The 15,991-nt window shown below is 57.7% G+C and carries 16 protein-coding genes and 1 tRNA gene; 10 read left to right on the top strand and 7 right to left on the bottom strand.

What is annotated here, in order from left to right; genetic code table 11:
- Window positions 1-149: 149 nt before the first annotated feature.
- Window positions 150-926 carry a hypothetical protein gene (locus LEPTO7104_RS0104515; RefSeq protein WP_017297359.1) on the top strand — a complete coding sequence of 259 codons (777 nt, stop codon included), beginning with the start codon at window positions 150-152 and terminating at the stop codon, window positions 924-926.
- A 6-nt stretch (window positions 927-932) separates the two neighbouring features.
- Here LEPTO7104_RS0104515 and LEPTO7104_RS0104510 read toward each other — a convergent pair whose 3' ends face one another.
- Both LEPTO7104_RS0104510 and pruA read right to left on the bottom strand, forming a co-directional pair.
- Window positions 933-1,457, bottom strand: coding sequence for a peptidylprolyl isomerase (locus LEPTO7104_RS0104510; protein WP_017297358.1), 525 nt, complete (start codon window positions 1,455-1,457; stop codon window positions 933-935).
- A 689-nt stretch (window positions 1,458-2,146) separates the two neighbouring features.
- Window positions 2,147-5,152, bottom strand: a complete 3,006-nt coding sequence (gene pruA / locus LEPTO7104_RS0104505) for an L-glutamate gamma-semialdehyde dehydrogenase (RefSeq protein WP_017297357.1) — start codon at window positions 5,150-5,152, stop codon at window positions 2,147-2,149.
- 142 nt (window positions 5,153-5,294) lie between these two features.
- Between pruA and LEPTO7104_RS0104500 the strand changes: the two genes are divergently transcribed.
- The gene (locus LEPTO7104_RS0104500) at window positions 5,295-5,870 is read left to right on the top strand and encodes a Uma2 family endonuclease (protein WP_017297356.1); all 576 of its coding nucleotides are present in this window, start codon (window positions 5,295-5,297) and stop codon (window positions 5,868-5,870) included.
- Between the two features lie 9 nt (window positions 5,871-5,879).
- Here the strand turns inward: LEPTO7104_RS0104500 and LEPTO7104_RS0104495 are convergent, their stop codons facing one another.
- Window positions 5,880-6,215 (bottom strand): XisI protein, encoded by a 336-nt coding sequence (locus tag LEPTO7104_RS0104495; RefSeq protein WP_017297355.1) that lies wholly within the window; start codon window positions 6,213-6,215, stop codon window positions 5,880-5,882.
- Window positions 6,203-6,619: an element excision factor XisH family protein gene (locus LEPTO7104_RS0104490; protein WP_017297354.1), complete on the bottom strand. Its 417-nt coding sequence runs from the start codon at window positions 6,617-6,619 to the stop codon at window positions 6,203-6,205. The genes LEPTO7104_RS0104495 and LEPTO7104_RS0104490 overlap by 13 nt, the downstream gene beginning before the upstream one ends.
- Window positions 6,620-6,713: 94 nt before the next feature.
- On the opposite strand from LEPTO7104_RS0104490, the gene LEPTO7104_RS0104485 reads away from it, so the two are divergent.
- The 4 genes from LEPTO7104_RS0104485 to LEPTO7104_RS0104470 all read left to right on the top strand — a co-directional run bounded on the left by LEPTO7104_RS0104485 (window position 6,714) and on the right by LEPTO7104_RS0104470 (window position 10,002).
- Window positions 6,714-7,244: a tetratricopeptide repeat protein gene (locus LEPTO7104_RS0104485; RefSeq protein WP_017297353.1), complete on the top strand. Its 531-nt coding sequence runs from the start codon at window positions 6,714-6,716 to the stop codon at window positions 7,242-7,244.
- Window positions 7,245-7,365: 121 nt separating this feature from the next.
- A complete protein-coding gene (locus LEPTO7104_RS0104480; RefSeq protein ID WP_017297352.1) occupies window positions 7,366-8,316 on the top strand; it encodes a putative selenate ABC transporter substrate-binding protein in 951 nt (316 codons plus the stop codon).
- Window positions 8,270-9,058, top strand: coding sequence for a phosphonate ABC transporter ATP-binding protein (locus LEPTO7104_RS0104475; protein ID WP_051158474.1), 789 nt, complete (start codon window positions 8,270-8,272; stop codon window positions 9,056-9,058). Before LEPTO7104_RS0104480 ends, LEPTO7104_RS0104475 begins: the two co-directional genes overlap by 47 nt.
- A gap of 242 nt (window positions 9,059-9,300) precedes the next feature.
- Window positions 9,301-10,002, top strand: a complete 702-nt coding sequence (locus tag LEPTO7104_RS0104470; protein WP_017297350.1) for an endonuclease/exonuclease/phosphatase family protein — start codon at window positions 9,301-9,303, stop codon at window positions 10,000-10,002.
- 17 nt (window positions 10,003-10,019) lie between these two features.
- On the opposite strand, the gene surE is transcribed toward LEPTO7104_RS0104470, so the two are convergent.
- Window positions 10,020-10,703 (bottom strand): 5'/3'-nucleotidase SurE, encoded by a 684-nt coding sequence (gene surE / locus LEPTO7104_RS0104465; protein ID WP_017297349.1) that lies wholly within the window; start codon window positions 10,701-10,703, stop codon window positions 10,020-10,022.
- A 123-nt stretch (window positions 10,704-10,826) separates the two neighbouring features.
- Between surE and LEPTO7104_RS0104460 the strand changes: the two genes are divergently transcribed.
- Window positions 10,827-11,369: a Uma2 family endonuclease gene (locus LEPTO7104_RS0104460; RefSeq protein ID WP_026072363.1), complete on the top strand. Its 543-nt coding sequence runs from the start codon at window positions 10,827-10,829 to the stop codon at window positions 11,367-11,369.
- A 69-nt stretch (window positions 11,370-11,438) separates the two neighbouring features.
- Here the strand turns inward: LEPTO7104_RS0104460 and hemB are convergent, their stop codons facing one another.
- Entirely contained in the window at window positions 11,439-12,419 is a 981-nt protein-coding gene (hemB, locus tag LEPTO7104_RS0104455; protein ID WP_026072362.1) for a porphobilinogen synthase, read from the bottom strand.
- Window positions 12,420-12,586: 167 nt separating this feature from the next.
- Complete coding sequence (locus LEPTO7104_RS0104450) at window positions 12,587-13,087, bottom strand: hypothetical protein (RefSeq protein ID WP_017297346.1); 501 nt, start codon at window positions 13,085-13,087, stop codon at window positions 12,587-12,589.
- Between the two features lie 174 nt (window positions 13,088-13,261).
- Between LEPTO7104_RS0104450 and LEPTO7104_RS0104445 the strand changes: the two genes are divergently transcribed.
- From LEPTO7104_RS0104445 to LEPTO7104_RS0104435, 3 genes are all read left to right on the top strand, one after another.
- A tRNA-Lys gene (locus LEPTO7104_RS0104445) sits at window positions 13,262-13,333 on the top strand.
- 341 nt (window positions 13,334-13,674) lie between these two features.
- Window positions 13,675-14,754: a class II fructose-bisphosphate aldolase gene (gene fba / locus LEPTO7104_RS0104440; RefSeq protein WP_017297345.1), complete on the top strand. Its 1,080-nt coding sequence runs from the start codon at window positions 13,675-13,677 to the stop codon at window positions 14,752-14,754.
- A gap of 253 nt (window positions 14,755-15,007) precedes the next feature.
- Window positions 15,008-15,913, top strand: a complete 906-nt coding sequence (locus LEPTO7104_RS0104435; protein WP_017297344.1) for an inositol monophosphatase family protein — start codon at window positions 15,008-15,010, stop codon at window positions 15,911-15,913.
- Window positions 15,914-15,991: the final 78 nt, after the last annotated feature.

The raw sequence follows: 15,991 nt of genomic DNA, 5'->3' as shown, positions 1-15,991 counted from the left end.
TCTTGGGCTGGAGCTCTTGGGGCAGCGATCGCGGCAGGCGTGGGTAAACTTATTCTAGAACCACCCCCAATTTTGAAGCCCGCACTATAGGTTTCTTACGCTTACCAACCACAACGATGCTGCAATTTTCCAGTTCACCCCATCCCCCTATGCATCGAGCCAAAAGCCTGCTGCTTTGGATTTTGCCCGTGGCGCTGCTAGTGAGTCTTGTGCCCTTGCAGCAGCGGCGTTTGGCCGCCCTACAAGACCACAGCGTCACCGAGCAGAACCTTGAGCAGCAGGATCAGACCACCGCTGCTACGCTGGCTCTGGCGCAAAAAATGCCTACCTTTGGCTTCGACAATGTGGTGGCAGACTGGTTTTTTCTGCGGTTTTTGCAATACTTTGGCGACGATGAAGCAAGGGCTAAAACAGGCTATAGCCTCAGCGCCGATTTTTTTAGGGCCATCATCCCCAACGACCCGTACTATCGGAGGTTCTATCTGTTTCTGTCGGGCAGTGTAAGCAACTTTGCTGGCCAACCAGAGCAGAGTGTAGCGCTGATTGCCCAAGGACTAAAGCATCTGACCCCAGCGCTGCCATCGGATGGGTTTTATATCTGGCGCTATCGCGGCGTCGACGAATTGCTGTATTTAGGGAACGGAAAAGCAGCCCAAAAATCATTTCAAACCGCTGCCGACTGGGCGCGACAGTCCCCCGAGCCTGATGCGCCTTTGATGGCCGAAAACTCCCAGCGCACGGCAGATTTTTTGGCCCAAAATCCCCTCAGCAAGCAGGCCCAGGTCAATGCCTGGGCCAGTGTACTCGCCAACGCCTTTGACGATGGCACCCGCCAAAAAGCCATCGCTCGCATTGAGGCTCTGGGCGGCAAAGTTACCATCAGCGAGACGGGGGAAATCAGACTTCAGTTTCCGCCCGACGACTAGCTGTCTTTACAGTTCGCCGCAGTCGGCGATGACCACAGGCTCAGAGGTTTGGCCGCTGCGGCTGCCCACCTGCTCCATGGTGCTGACCACGTCCATGCCTTCGACCACGCTGCCAAAGACGACGTGTTTGCCGTCGAGCCAGGGGGTGGCCACGGTGGTGAGAAAGAACTGCGACCCGTTGGTGTTGGGGCCAGCGTTGGCCATGCTCAGCAGACCGGGGGTGGTGTGCTTGAGGGTGAAGTTTTCGTCGGCAAATTTCATGCCGTAGATCGACTCGCCGCCGGTGCCGTTGCCGCGGGTAAAGTCACCGCCCTGGCACATAAACTCAGGAATGATGCGATGAAAGCTAGAGCCCTTGAAATGCAGAGGCTTACCAGCGGTGCCCATGCCTTTCTCGCCAGTGCAAAGGGCGCGGAAGTTTTCGGCGGTTTTGGGGGCAACATCGGCCCGCAGTTCCATCACAATGCGGCCCACGGGGGTGCCGCCAATGGTGATGTCAAAAAATACTCTAGGATTGGTTGCTTCTGTCATAGCTAGCTCTTAGGGTGCAGGGGTTGACCTTTGCCATTAACCCACAGTTTGGCCAAAGTGAACACATCCCTGTGGCGGTACGATAGAACGCTATTTCACTCTAGCTATAGGTTATAGATATTTGAGTCTGTCGGCATCAGGTTTCAATATGGCTTGCGATCGGTTGATCTGCAAAGGCCTGTTGTAGGGTTGATAACGGCCAAATCAGAGCGGGCACTCTAGATCGAACGATTTATGGCAAGAAATCTAGAGTTAGCTTTATGCGGAAATATGTATTCGTCGTTTTTATCGCTGTGTTTTTTCCCAGCCAAGCTCTTGCGGGTATATCCTGCCAAGGGGATCATCGACGGGGTGCGTCGGCCTACTTTGCCCAGCCCATTGGGCGAACCTCTTTGACTTCGCAAGATTTAGGTTTAGCCCGCGGTAACTATACCCTGGACAAGGTTTGCAAAGATGGCAGAAATATCTCGCTGCTCTAAATGAGACAGGACGACACGAGGGATTTTTACTATTTAGTTTTAACCTCAGAGGTATGGAACTTTATCAACAGCCTGCCTCAAGAGCGCTAAACAGCTCCTGAGATCGACTTGATCTACCTGACCATTAACCGTTCAGAATCTGCGATTAAGGTCTGGGATGGAAAGGGAAATACCGGGGGTGCTCAAAGAACCCCCGGTATCTATTCTGAGTTAATCGACCCCCTCGATCGGGGCGAAGCCCTGGCGCTGGACGTTTTCGCTGACGTGGCGCGGCTCCAGGAATTGCAGCAGGTAATCAGGGCCGCCCGCCTTTGACCCCACCCCCGACATCTTGAAGCCACCGAAGGGCTGCCGCGAGACGATCGCACCCGTGATACTCCGGTTGATGTACAGGTTGCCCACCGCAAACTCGTTCTGCACCCGGTCGATGTGGGAGGGCGTACGGGAATAAAGACCGCCGGTCAACCCGTAGTCAGTGTTGTTGGCTACCGTTAGCGCCTCGTCGAAATCCTTCACTCGGATCACCGCTAGCACCGGGCCGAAGATTTCCTCCTGGGCAATGACGGCATCGGGAGCCACATCGGTAAACACTGTGGGGCCAACGAAGTAGCCGGTGTCGGGGGCGGGCATCTCCAGAGCCAGGGTAGCTTCCTGATTGCCCTTTTCGATGTACTCTTTAATTTTGGCCTGGGCGGCGGCATCGACCACGGGGCCGACAAAGGTGCCAGGATCTTCAGCGATGCCGACTTGGAGGGAGCGGGTAGCCTCCACTAAGCGGTGCATAAAGGTGTCGTACACCGACTCCACCACCATGACGCGGGAGCAGGCCGAGCACTTCTGGCCGCTGTAGCCAAAGGCGGAGTAGACCACCCCCTGCACCGCTTGATCCAGATCCGCGCTTTCGTCGATGATGATGCCGTTTTTGCCCCCCATCTCGGCCACCACCCGCTTCAGGTGCTTTTGGCCGGGGCGCAGCTGGGCAGCTTCGGCGTAGATGCGGCAGCCGACGGCGCGGGAGCCGGTGAAAGTGATCATGTGGATGTCGGGGTGCTCCACCATGTAGGCCCCGACGGTGGAGCCTTTGGCGGGGAGAAATTGAAGCACTCCTTTTGGGATGCCCGCTTCGTAGAGAATTTCGGCAATCTTGGCGCCAATCACCGAGGAGTTTTCGGCGGGCTTCATCAGGGTGCAGTTGCCCGCCACCAGCGACGCCACGGTCATGCCGGTGGTGATCGCCAGGGGGAAATTCCAGGGGGAGATCACCAGGCCAATGCCGTGGGGAAAGTAGCGGTAGCGGTTGGTTTCGCCGGGGTAGTCGTAGGCGTAGCCCCCGTCCAGGCGCTCCATCTCGTCGGCGTAGAAGCGGCAGAAGTCGATCGCTTCTGAGGTCTCGGGGTCAGCCTGGCCCAGGGGCTTGCCCACCTCCAGCACGATCCAGGCGTTGAGCTCGTGGCGGCGAGCCTCCATGATGTCGGCAGCGCGGCGCAGGATGTTGGCCCGCTCTTTAGCAGGGGTGGCGGCCCAGGCGGGAAAGGCGGCTTTGGCGACGGCGATCGCCCGTTCGGCCTGCTCCTGGCTGGCCATGCCCACTTTGCCGATCAACTCCTTGGGGTTGGAGGGGTTCACCGAGTCAAAGAACGCCTCAGTATTCACCGCTTCGCCATCGATGATCGGGCTGTAGCGCTGGCCGATCTGCTGCCGCACCGCTTTGAGGGCGGCGAAGGCCTCGGTGCGCTTGACGGCGATCGCATAGTCCGTATCCGCCGCATTTGGGAACGGCGGCTCCCAATCCCCGTGGCCCCCCTGCTCCCCTGCCAAATCCTCTTCAGCAAACTCCGGGGCCGCCAGCAGCGTCTCCACCGGAGTATCTTCGAGGTTCTGCCGCAGGAAGGAGCTGTTGGCGGTGTTCTCCAGCAGGCGGCGGATCAGGTAAGACATCCCCGGAATCAGCTCACCGAAGGGGGTATAGACCCGCACTCGGTAGCCCTGGTCGGCCAGGGTTTTGGCCAGCTTGTCGGCCATGCCGTAGAGCACCTGCAGCTCGATATTACGCTTGGGAATGTGGAGTTCTTCGGCGATTGCCATCGCGTAGGCCTGGGACCTGACATTGTGGCTGCCGATCGCCGCATATAAATACTCATGGTTCTCCAGCAGCAGCCGGGTCATGCGCTCAAAGTTGGCGTCGGTCGAGACCTTCTGGCTATAGACCGGGCTGGGCCAGTCGTTCTGCCGTGCGGTGATGGTTTCCTGGTCCCAGTAGGCCCCCTTGACCAGGCGCACGCTGACCGGGGTGCCTCGCTGCTTGGCCCAGGTCACCAGGTCTTGCAGATCCTCATAGCTGTCCTGCAAATAAGCCTGGAGCGTGACGCCAATGTCGTCGCGCTGACGAAACTCATCCTCCAGCAAAATGTCTTTGAGAATGGCCAGGGTGAGGTCTTTGTACTTGTACTGCTCCATATCAAAGTGCACCATCACCCCAAGCTCTTGTGCCCGGCGCAGCAACGTGCGAATGGAATCGCTGACCCCGGCCCGGCTGCCCGCCTCATCCAGCGGGTCAAACTGGGAGTAAAAGGCGGTGAGCTTTACCGACACCTGCACCTTGGAGAGTTCTCTGCCCTCGGCAACGTCGATCGCATCGATGGTCTTCCAGTTTTTCGCCGCGTTCGACAGCTGCGCCATGATGTCGAGGTAGCGCTGCAGGTAGGCCTGGGCCTCCTCCTCGGTGATCACCGCCTCCCCCAGCAGGTCCATGGTGAAGGTGAGCTTGTCTTTGCGCATGCGCTCGATCGCCTTGATCGCCTGGTCCATCTTTTCGCCAGAGATGTAGCGGTAGGCCAGGGTCTCGACGGCGGGGGCGACGGTGGTGGCGGCCAGCTTGCCAGGGGCCGAGTCGGGGTCAGTGAAGTTGAGCAGGCCCTTCAGCACGTTGGGCAACTCGACCTCATCGGCGGACAGATACTCCTGCAGATGGCGAGCAATCTCCGGCTTGCTGCGCAGGGCGGGCAGGGCGTCAATGAAGCGAAACAGCTGCACTTTGAGGCCGGGGTTGGCCATGGCGAAGTCCATGATCTTGTCGTCCCAGCGCATTTGGTCGCGCATTTGGGCAAAGAGATTTTTCTTCTCGCGGGTGGCCCCGAGCAGGGCCGTGGCGATCGCGAGGGTTTTGGCCTCGTAATGAAGCGGGTCGGTCTGAGGCTTAATTGCTGGGGCTACCACGTGTTTATCTCCTTGATTCCCTAGTTCTATCTTGAGGGAAAACAGCTCCCATGGGGTTAGCGTGTCATGATACTTTTTCCGCCCAGGAGTAGGGCTACAGCGGCCTATCATAGGAAACAGCACCACTCTCCTGGGGGTTTTGATGACGGCTTACACCATTAAGCTCCAGCCCGCCCTGGATATGACCGATGATCAGTTCTATCAGCTGTGCATCACCAACCCAGACCTCAAATTTGAGCGCAATGCCCAGGGAGATCTCCTCATCATGTCGCCTACGGGTGGAGAAACCGGCAACCGGAATGTTGAACTGGCCACAGAATTTGTGTTGTGGAATCGCCAGCGGCAACTCGGATTGGTGTTCGACTCCTCCACAGGTTTCAAGTTGCCCGGTGGCGGTGAGCGATCGCCCGATGTGGCTTGGGTCGAGCAGTCGCGCTGGGATGCCCTCACCCCCGAGCAGCGGCAAAAATTTCCGCCCATTGCCCCCGACTTTGTCTTGGAACTGCTGTCGCCCAGCGATCGCCTCTCGATGGTGCAGGCGAAGATGCAAGAGTATATGACCAGCGGCGTCCGTCTGGGCTGGCTGATCAATCCCCAGACCCGACAGGTCGAAATCTACCGCCAGGGGCAAGCACCTGAGCTGCTTAACAATCCCACTTCTCTTTCAGAAGATTCCGTTCTCCCCGAATTTAGATTGAACATGGCACTAATCTGGTAAAGCTTGCGGCTAGGCCACGGCAAAGCCGGTGTGTTCCCTTACATCTGGGGAATGGAAAGCCAGAACAATGTGGTCTTTAGGTACGCCAGCTGCCACTAGATCTGCGGTAATACTGCTTTCGATGCCGTCATAGTGAATCCAAATTTTCTCATCGCGTATTTCTGCATGTACAACCATGCCATGAATGCGCCTGCTGCCATTCCAGCCTTCATGAATTAAGAAGAAATGATTTTGGTCACGACTGACTACAACATCAGTTCTGACATCGCCGTAGCGATAGGGTAAGTCAGCATAGTATTGGAGCGTTTTTTCCAAAATGCTGCGCCATTGATCTAGGGGTTCCATTGCAGTATTTCCTCAGCGTTTGAATCAAATACAAGTAGACGAAAGCCTGGTCCCGCCAAGAGTAGTTGCCCGGCTTCCTCGGTAAATAAGGTCTGAAATACGGTTTCGTTCACCGCCAAGTAGAGGGCGCGATCGGGTTCTTGCTTTTGGAGTGCCCTAGCGTAGAGAAAATATTGGCCCCAGGCCATTTCAAGATCACTGATGGGAGAAGGGCTAAGAAAACTTTTTACCTCTACAGCAATTTTATCGGGACCGCGCTCAGCGGCAATCAGCTTTTCTGCCCCTACGTCTACAAAAACAGAGCGCAAGCCAATGGTTAAAACTAGCGGGTCATCTGTAACTATCCACCCGTCCTTTTTCAGTGCTGTACACACCGCATCGTGATAGATTTCCCTGGCTGGCATCGGTTTATAGTCCCATCGGGTTGTTCAACCCCGTAGAAGTCAGTTTACATTGGTAGATGGGCCTAGCTGGCTCGATGAAGACCTAATTTAACCCATGACCGAAGACCCCCGTGCCCGTGCCCAAGCCCAGTATGTCAATGGCCAAGCCGCCTTTGAGCGCGGCAGCTACCGCGAGGCGGTGGAGCGTTTTGAAGAAGCGGTTCAGCTCGCCAAGGCCACTACGCCTCTGGGTGGAGAGATTCAGACCTGGCTGGTGAATGCCTACAGCGCCGTGGGCAGGCAGCAGGATGCGATCGCCCTCTGCCAGATCCTGACCCGCCACCCGGATTTAGACACCCGCAAGCAGGGCAAAAACCTGCTCTACATACTGCAAGCCCCTCAGCTCCAGCGCCCCACCAACTGGATGACGCAAATTCCCGATTTAGATGAGCTATCGGCTGACGGGGCGCGAAGTTTGGGCACATCGGCCTCTTCCGTGGCGGCTAAGTCTGCCCCGCGATCGCGCCCCAAGACCGAAGAACCGGCCCTTGACCCCAGCCAAATCAATCGCAGCGACAACGGGTTTTTGTGGGCGGCGCTGGTGGGGGTGGCCCTGGTGCTGGGCGGTTTGCTCTATTTGAGCTAGGGCGATCTCAGGGGCGGTTTGAAACGGGTGCTTCCCCAGGGCAGGGCATTGCCTTGGGTGAAGTTCGGTGCTTATGATCTAATGCTGCTGTTTAAGGCGCAATCTAGGGCGCAAATTATCTATGGTAAGCATTCGTCATTCTTGGATCGCAGGGGTATCGGGCCTGCTGTTGCTGTTGCCCTTGGGGGCTTGTGCGCCCTCCGGCCCAGACCAAAATGTGGCCGGGGAGAGCGGCACAACCGCTGAGCAAACCGTGATTCCCCTCACTGCCGGGGCCATTCCCGATCAAGATCCCGAGCAGCTTCAGCGCCTTTACACCAAGCTAGCCGACTATTTAGAAGCTGAGCTGGGGGTGCCGGTGGAATATAAGCCTGTAACCGACTACGCCGCTGCGGTCACCGCCTTTAAGGTGGGCGATCTCGATCTGGTCTGGTTTGGCGGGCTGACCGGGGTGCAGGCCAGGTTGCAGGTGCCCGGTGCCCAGGCGATCGCCCAGCGCGACATCGACGAGCAGTTCCACAGCGTCTTCATTGCCAATGCGAGTACCGGCCTGAAGGAATTTACCGATCCCCAAGATCTGGCCCAGATCAAGGGACACACCTTCACCTTCGGCAGCGAGTCGTCGACCTCCGGGCGGCTGATGCCCCAGTACTTTATGGAAGAGGCGGGCCTTGACACCGCCAAAGACTTTAAGGGGGAAGTGGGCTTCTCGGGCAACCACGACACCACCATTAAGCTGGTGGAAGCGGGCACCTACGAGGTGGGGGCGCTGAACGAACAGGTGTGGCGCGATCGCGTCGCAGAAGGGGCTGTTGACACCGCTAAAGTCAACGTCATCTGGCGCACGCCTGCTTACTATGACTACCACTGGGTGATCAACCCCGCCGTGGATGAGCGCTACGGTGACGGTTTCACGGAGAAAGTGCAGGCAGCCCTGCTGGCGCTCGACCCCGCCGTACCCGAGCAAAAGGAAATTCTCGACCTGTTTGGGGCTGAGCGCTTTATTGCCACCAGCAACGACAACTATGCCGAAATCGAAGCGGTGGGCCGCAAAATTGGCAAAATCCAGTAGTTGTGAACCCATATTTCAGCTAGAGGGGGTGAGCTGCCGCTTTGGGGCGGTGGCGGCCCTGAGCGACTGCACCCTGGCGATCGCCCCCGGCGAGCGAGTGGCCCTGATTGGCCCCAGCGGCGCAGGCAAAAGCACCCTGCTCAGCCTGCTCAACGGCAGCCAGGCGCCAACCTCAGGACGCGCCATCATCCTGGGGCAGGAGGTCGGTCGTCTCAGCCCCAGGAAACGGCGACGCATTCAGCGGCTGGTCGGCACCGTTTACCAGCAGCATCACCTGGTGGGCAACCTGGCGGTGATTCACAACGTAAATGCTGGCCACCTGGGGCGTTGGTCGCTGCCCCAGGCCCTGTGGTCGCTGGTGTGGCCCCAGCAGGTGGAGGTTGCCGCCCAGGCCCTGGCCCAGGTGGGCATTGCCGACAGGCTCTACGCCCGCACCGATCGCCTCTCGGGGGGGCAGCAGCAGCGGGTGGCCCTGGCGCGGGTGCTGGTGCAAGACCCGATGGCCATTCTGGCCGATGAGCCGATTTCGAGCGTGGACCCGGAGCGATCGCGGGCGATGATGGACCTGCTGCGCCAGCTCAGCGAATCCACCGGCAAAACCCTGGTGATCAGCCTGCACGAGGTGGAGTTTGCGGTGAAATACTGCGATCGCATCATCGGCCTGCGCCAGGGCCAAATTCTCTTCGATAGCGCCGCCGCCCAGGTGAGCAGCGCCATGCTGAACCAGCTTTACCAGCTTTAGGCCAGGGCCACAGCCATAGTTATGTTGATTAGGATATCCAGAAACCCTATGAACGTTCATGGGAGATGTGTCTTAACCAGACTGGCTACAGCTATATAGGCCATGGTTTTCCCCTTAATATCTTCGGAAAGTCAGCGGGGGCCAATTTTGTATTGAGGAATATATGCAAAAGGCACGCTTCCAGAGTTAAGTAGGAGCTTCTACAGAGAACGTTCTCTGTTCTGCCTGCCCACTGACTCCGCATGAAAATTGCCACCTGGAACCTTGAGCGTGCCCTGCCTGCCTCGGTACAGGCTGAGCGCCAGCAACAATGGCTCAGCCGCATCGATGCCGACATTTGGATTTTGACCGAGACCCATCTGGGTATTACCCCAGGGGAGGACTTCGTTTCTGTGGCCAGCGGTCTGCCCGATCGCCCTGGGGCAGAGGATGAGCGCTGGGTACAAATTTGGGTTAGAACAGGCGAGCTTGTACCCTTAGAAACTGGGGATAAAGCTCGCACCGTCGCCGCCCTGCTGACCCAGCCCAGCGGCCAGGGATGGGTACTGTACGGCACGGTGCTGCCCTCTCAGCCCGACCACCAAGGCCAGACTTTTGCCGCCGCCCTAGCCACCCACCAAGCCGACTGGAAACGATTTCAGGGAGTCCATCCAGAGGCGGGCTTAATCGTTGCCGGAGACTTTAACCAAGACCTAAATGCCCTGAACTACTACGGATCGCGCCGCAACAAACAGGCCCTGCGGCAGGCCCTAGACAGCGTGAAGCTAGTTTGCTATACCGCTGGGGAGAACGACCCAGTACACCGACTCATCCAGGGGCAGCATTCTAACACCGACCACATCTGCTTGACCCAAAACCCTCTGGGGCAATTCAGGGTTCCTTTGTCTGGCCCCAATGCCTTGAAGATCTGCGCGGCCTCTCCGATCACTTCGGCGTTGGCATAGACATTCAGTTTTAGTTTTTACCAGAGGCAAATTTTAGTCACCGCGATGTTGCCGCCAAAGCACACGGCCACGTCTGAGTCGGGGTCGTGGCGGCGATCGTTGTAGTTGCCCACGTAGTAAAACCGGCCCTGGTCAACCTTGAATTCCGTGGGCAGGGGCTGGGTGCAGGTGGTGCAGAAGACCAGCTCAGGATCTGAGTCGCCGGGCTGTAAATGGGGCAAATTCACATTCCAAAAGCAGCCCGGTGGAAGTGTCTCAGCCATCAAAGTTTCAACAACCCGAGCCGTGAGACGGGTCGCCAACCCCCAGTCAATCGGGCGGCGGTTTTGAATGTAGTGGGAAATGGCAATGCCCGGCACCCGCAGCAAAGCCGCCTCTCGCACAGCGGCCACGGTACCCGATACGTGGATATCGGCTCCCATGTTGCCTCCAGCGTTAATGCCTGACAGCACCCAGGTCGCGTCTGGGCACAGGTAGCTAACCCCAACGCGGGCGCAATCTGCCGGGGTGCCGGTAATGGCAAAGGTGCGTTCTTCCCGCTGGGCGATCGCGATCGGTCCGCCCCGATTCATTTGATGGCTACAGCCCGACAGGTGGCGATCGGGCGCTACTACCCAGGTGGGGTGGCCATCCAGCGCCTCACGCAGGGCCGCAATGCCGGGGGCATCAATGCCGTCATCGTTGGTCAGAATAAGGGTCATAGGCAGGTTGGCAAAAATTCTTTGCTTGAAGCCTAAAGCATAAACTCCTCGCAATTCACGAGTTTATCTAGGCGCTGGCAAACCCTAGAATAGACCTAGATCGCTCTGGCGGGAGGACAGATTATGGGATTGACAGTCCGCGAATTGGCCAAACTTCAGTCCGACTATCCCGACTATCGCATGGAGTTGGTGGATGGTGAGGTCAAGGTTATGAGTCCATCCGGCTACGAGGCTGACGAGGTCTCTACTGAACTATCCAGAGTTTTGGGCAACTGGGTTCGCCCCCGCCAGCTAGGCAGGGTTACGGGGTCGAGCGCAGGTTTTGTGCTACCAAATTCCGATACCCGCGCCCCGGATGTCTCCTTCGTCAGAGCCGATCGGCTGCGCCGTAGCCCTCGATCGTTTGCCGAACTGGCCCCAGACCTGATGGTAGAAGTCAAATCGCCGACCGATAGCGCCGCCAAACTACGAGACAAAATTCAGGAATTCCTAAATTTGGGTACTCAGGTCGGCATCTTGATCAATCCCGAGAGCCGCCAGGTGGAGGTTTACCGGCTGGGGCAGGAGGCGATCGCCCTCAGCGATGGAGACATTCTCACCGTCCCTGACCTGCTGCCCGGCTGGGAAGTCGCCGTGGCCGACCTGTGGCCTCTGGTGTTCGAGTAGCTTGTTAACCCAGATCCCAGGGCTTTGGGTACAACCCTGGGATCTCGAGCAACACTTCAGCGCAATTAATTAGCCAATCCAGCGGGCGACGTCTTTGGCGTGATAGGTCAAAATCATGTCGGCCCCAGAGCGCTTGAAGCTGGTCATGGTTTCCATTACCAGCTTTTGCTCATCGACCCAGCCGTTGAGGGCGGCGGCTTTGACCATCGAGTATTCGCCCGACACGTTGTAGGCCGCCACCGGCAGGTTGGTAGCCTGCTTCACCCGCCAGATGATATCCATGTAGGCCAGGGCGGGCTTCACCATCAGCATGTCGGCCCCCTCAGCAATGTCCAGCTCAATTTCTTTGAGCGCTTCGGTGCCGTTGGCCGGGTCCATCTGGTAGGTGCGGCGATCGCCAAACTGAGGCGCACTCTCGGCAGCATCGCGAAACGGCCCGTAGTAGGCCGAGGCGTACTTGGCGGCGTAGGAAAGAATGGGTGTATCTTCAAAGCCGCTCTCATCAAGCCCGGCCCGAATCGCCTGCACAAAGCCATCCATCATGCCCGAAGGGGCAATAATGTCGGCCCCCGCATTGGCCTGGGCCACAGCGGTCTTCTTCAGCAGCTCGAGGGTGGGGTCATTGAGCACGCGCCCGCTCAAATCGCCTACCTCCAGATAGCCACAGTGGCCGTGGGAGGTGTATTCGCACAGGCAGGTGTCGACAATTACCAAGAGGTCAGGCACCGCTTCTTTGACCGCCGTGGTGGCCTTTTGCACAATGCCGCAGTCGTGCCAGGCTCCGGTGGCATCGGTGTCTTTGTCGGCGGGAATACCGAACAAAATGATAGCGGGGATACCGAGGTCGTAGACTTCCTTGGCCTCTTCGACAATTTTGTCGACCGAAAGCTGATAGACCCCAGGCATCGACGATACTTCCTTGGCGAAGCCATCACCGGGCACCGCAAACAAGGGGTAGATCAAATCGGCCTGGGTGACCAGGGTTTCTTGCACCATGCGGCGAAGTTGGGGGTGCTGGCGCAAACGACGAGGGCGATGGGTGGGGAACATGGCCTGGGGATGAAAAGGTCTCTAAACGTGAAGCTTCATTAAAACTAAAGCTTCATTTTGGGACGAAAACAAGCGCTTGGTTACGGAACGTAACCTCACCCCGTGGCCAGGAGAGCCAGCATTTCTTGCCCTGAGCCGGTAACCGCTTTTGACCAGGCCGCAGGCGCTTAGAAGGTAGGGTCGTGCTTGAAGTCAAGGCACTCGCCGTCTTCCCAGGTGCGTCCACTGCGTTCGCAGGTGGTGCGATCGCCCAAAAAAGGAATGGCGGCGGGGCTAATTTGGGGGCGATCGCCGGAGCCAGCCTGATGCTGAGTAAGCTGCATCAGCACGGCTAAAACCCCCAGGCTGAGGGTCATTACCCCTATTGCCACGGCCATCTGCCCTGAAACCGATCGCTGGTACTGATCTTGCTGGCGACGCTCCCTGGAGCGCTTTTCTGGACCAGCTACGACCACCAGGTAGTAGCGCTTGAGCAGCAGCGGAATAGAAAGGCGAATGTCTACCGCATGCTTTTGCCAAAGGGTAGTGGCCAGGGCAGCCTGGAGCGCCTCTCGCTGCCTGTCACTGAACGAGTGGGCTACGGCAGGCGGCATCTGACCCAGCAGTCGCTCCAGCGCCATGCTGGCGGGGGACGGAGGCTGGCCGGTTTCGCTGGGCGTTTTATTCATAGGGATGATGGGGAAACGAATCTACTAAGAATGGGGTTGTAGCCAAGATTTCCCTGGATTCAGGCGGCGATCGCCGCTTCACCCAATATTCATTTCGCTATCAGCGCTATAAATGAATGCCGTGTGCTACGATTGCTAATCGTGCTGAGTGAATGGTCACATCGCTTCAGTCACGGGTCGCTAGCTCAGCGGTAGAGCACTCGGCTTTTAACCGATTGGTCCTGGGTTCGAATCCCAGGCGACCCATTTTTATCGATGGATGCCCCGGTAGCAGAACTCACGGTCTGTGCCCCACAGTGATCTATGATGAGGCATAGCGATGGGATGTACACATCCCGGTTGGGTGGGGAGTTCTTTTAAGCTTAGTTTTAGCTTGTCCAAACATTTCGTTATAGATCATCGATCTATTCTAAGATTGATGAGTAAGGCTACCTACTCAGAGTGTTCCCGCTAATACTCCACCACAGGATGTTGGCTAGACCAGTTCATCTGGCTCAGTCCACCGACCTGGACTCGGATATTTGTTAGATGGAATGCTCGCACATGTCTTGAAGGCCTAACGGCGAGAACACACTAGGAGGAATTTTATGGCGCTTGTCTCACTGAGGCTACTGCTGGATCACGCAGCTGAGAACGGCTACGGCATTCCGGCTTACAACGTAAACAACCTGGAGCAAATTCTGGCCATCATGAAGGCGGCGGATGAAACCGACAGCCCCGTGATCTTGCAGGCCTCTCGCGGTGCCCGCTCCTACGCTGGCGAAAACTTTTTGCGTCACCTGGTGCTCGCTGCGGTCGAAACCTACCCCCATATTCCCGTGGTGATGCACCAGGACCACGGCAACTCCCCTGCCACCTGCTATTCGGCCCTGCGCAACGGCTTCACCAGCGTCATGATGGATGGCTCTTTAGAAGCTGATGCCAAAACCCCCGCCAGCTTCGACTACAACGCAGCGGTCACCAGTGAAGTGGTGAAAGTCGCTCACTCCATTGGCTGTAGCGTTGAGGGCGAGCTGGGCTGCCTCGGCTCCCTCGAAACCGGCGCTGGCGAAGCGGAAGACGGTCACGGCTTTGAGGGCACCCTCAGCCACGATCAGCTGCTGACCGACCCCGATGAGGCGGTGCAGTTTGTCGAAGCCACCCAGGTGGACGCTCTGGCCGTTGCCATTGGCACCAGCCACGGCGCCTACAAGTTTACCCGCAAGCCCACGGGCGAAATTCTGGCCATCAGCCGCATCGAGGAAATTCACCGCCGCCTGCCCAACACTCACCTGGTCATGCACGGCTCGTCTTCTGTGCCCCAGAAGTGGCTGGACATGATCAACGAGTACGGCGGGAATATTCCTGAAACCTACGGCGTGCCCGTTGAGGAAATTCAGAAGGGCATCAAGAGCGGCGTGCGCAAGGTCAACATCGACACCGACAACCGCCTGGCGATCACCGCGGCTATTCGCGAAGCGGCGGCTAAGGATCCCTCCAACTTTGATCCTCGCCACTTTATGAAGCCCTCGATGAAGTACATGACCGAGGTGTGCAGCGATCGCTACACCGCCTTCGGTACCGCTGGGCAAGCCAGCAAGATCAAGCAGGAGCCTGTGGAGGTCTATGCCGTTAAGTACGCCAAGGGCGAACTGGATGCCAAGGTCGCCAAGACTGCGGCCGTCTAGGGATGGCGCGATCGATTGGATTCTGTAATGAATCTGGTCTAGCTTGAGATGTAGCAGGGTTTCTTCGTTGAAGAGACCCTGCTTTTTGTTTGCCCTGACCCAGGCAGGACAAACGCCGTTTGCCCCTACAACGCTGCCTGCCGTTGAATCGGGGTGGTGTTGAACCCGAATTGGGTACCTGTGGTCAATACCGGAAAGCAAACCTGCTTCCCTTGGCGTACATTGGGGGTGCTCTACCGCCAAAGACATGCCTATGCTGCCCCCAACTACCCCTCGGCAAATTCTGACGGCCCTGCTGCCTTACCTAAAAACCGCTGGGGCCTATGCCCAGCAAATTCAGGCTCAGATTGCGGCCCAGCCCGACAAAGACGGCAAGGGCGACAACTTTTTTGCCTCGGCCCTCAGCGATGCCGATCTCTCGGTTCAAACCATGATGGAGGTGGTGCTGCTGGGGCTGTTCCCCCAGGTGCGCTTCTACGGCGAAGAGCATGAGCAGACCTACAACACCAAGTATTTTCGCGCCATTGACCTGGGGCCAGCGGGCGACTACCTGATCACCCTTGACCCCATTGACGGCACCCAGTTTTATCTAGATGGCCACTCCAACTACCAGATTATTTTGGCGATTCTCAACGCCGATGAGTACGAGGCGGCGATCGCCATTACCCCCAGCCAGGGTATTTACTACTACACCCTGCGGGGTGAGGGCACCTTTAGAGGCAGGCTGGATCAATCCCTGGAGGACTGCACGCGAATCACCGTTGATAGTCCTCCGCTAGCTGTTTGTCTGGGCTGGCAGATGGGCGAAATGGTGCCGCATTTGAGCGCTTCGCGAAGCGATCCCTGCGGGAATGGCTACCGGGTCTATCACACCAAAACCGATTATTCTAAGGCCACCCAAATTCCCAACTTCAACGGCTTGCTCAGTGGCGATTTGTGCGGTGCCGTGCTGGCGCGGGGGCAGTTTATCGACGGCGCGGCCCTGGCCTTTATGGCCCAGGAAATGGGCTATATCGTCACTACGTTTACGGGCGAGCCGCCGCCGCCGCTGCATACTTGTAACGATTACCTGCGCCCCGGCATGGTGATTGGCAGCTCTGAGAAAATCCATCGGGACTTGCTGGATGCGGTGGCAGCGGCTGGAGTTGTGGGAGCTTAGCTAAGGGGGAACAGAAACCTGGTTTCTTTTTGGGACGTACCATTAACTTCTGTTTTTGGCCCAGAAACCGGGTTTCTC

It is taken from the genome of Nodosilinea nodulosa PCC 7104, assembly GCF_000309385.1.
Lineage (GTDB): Bacteria > Cyanobacteriota > Cyanobacteriia > Phormidesmidales > Phormidesmidaceae > Nodosilinea > Nodosilinea nodulosa.
Note: the sequence above shows the minus strand (reverse complement) of the source record. Positions and strands in the feature narration are given on the sequence as shown.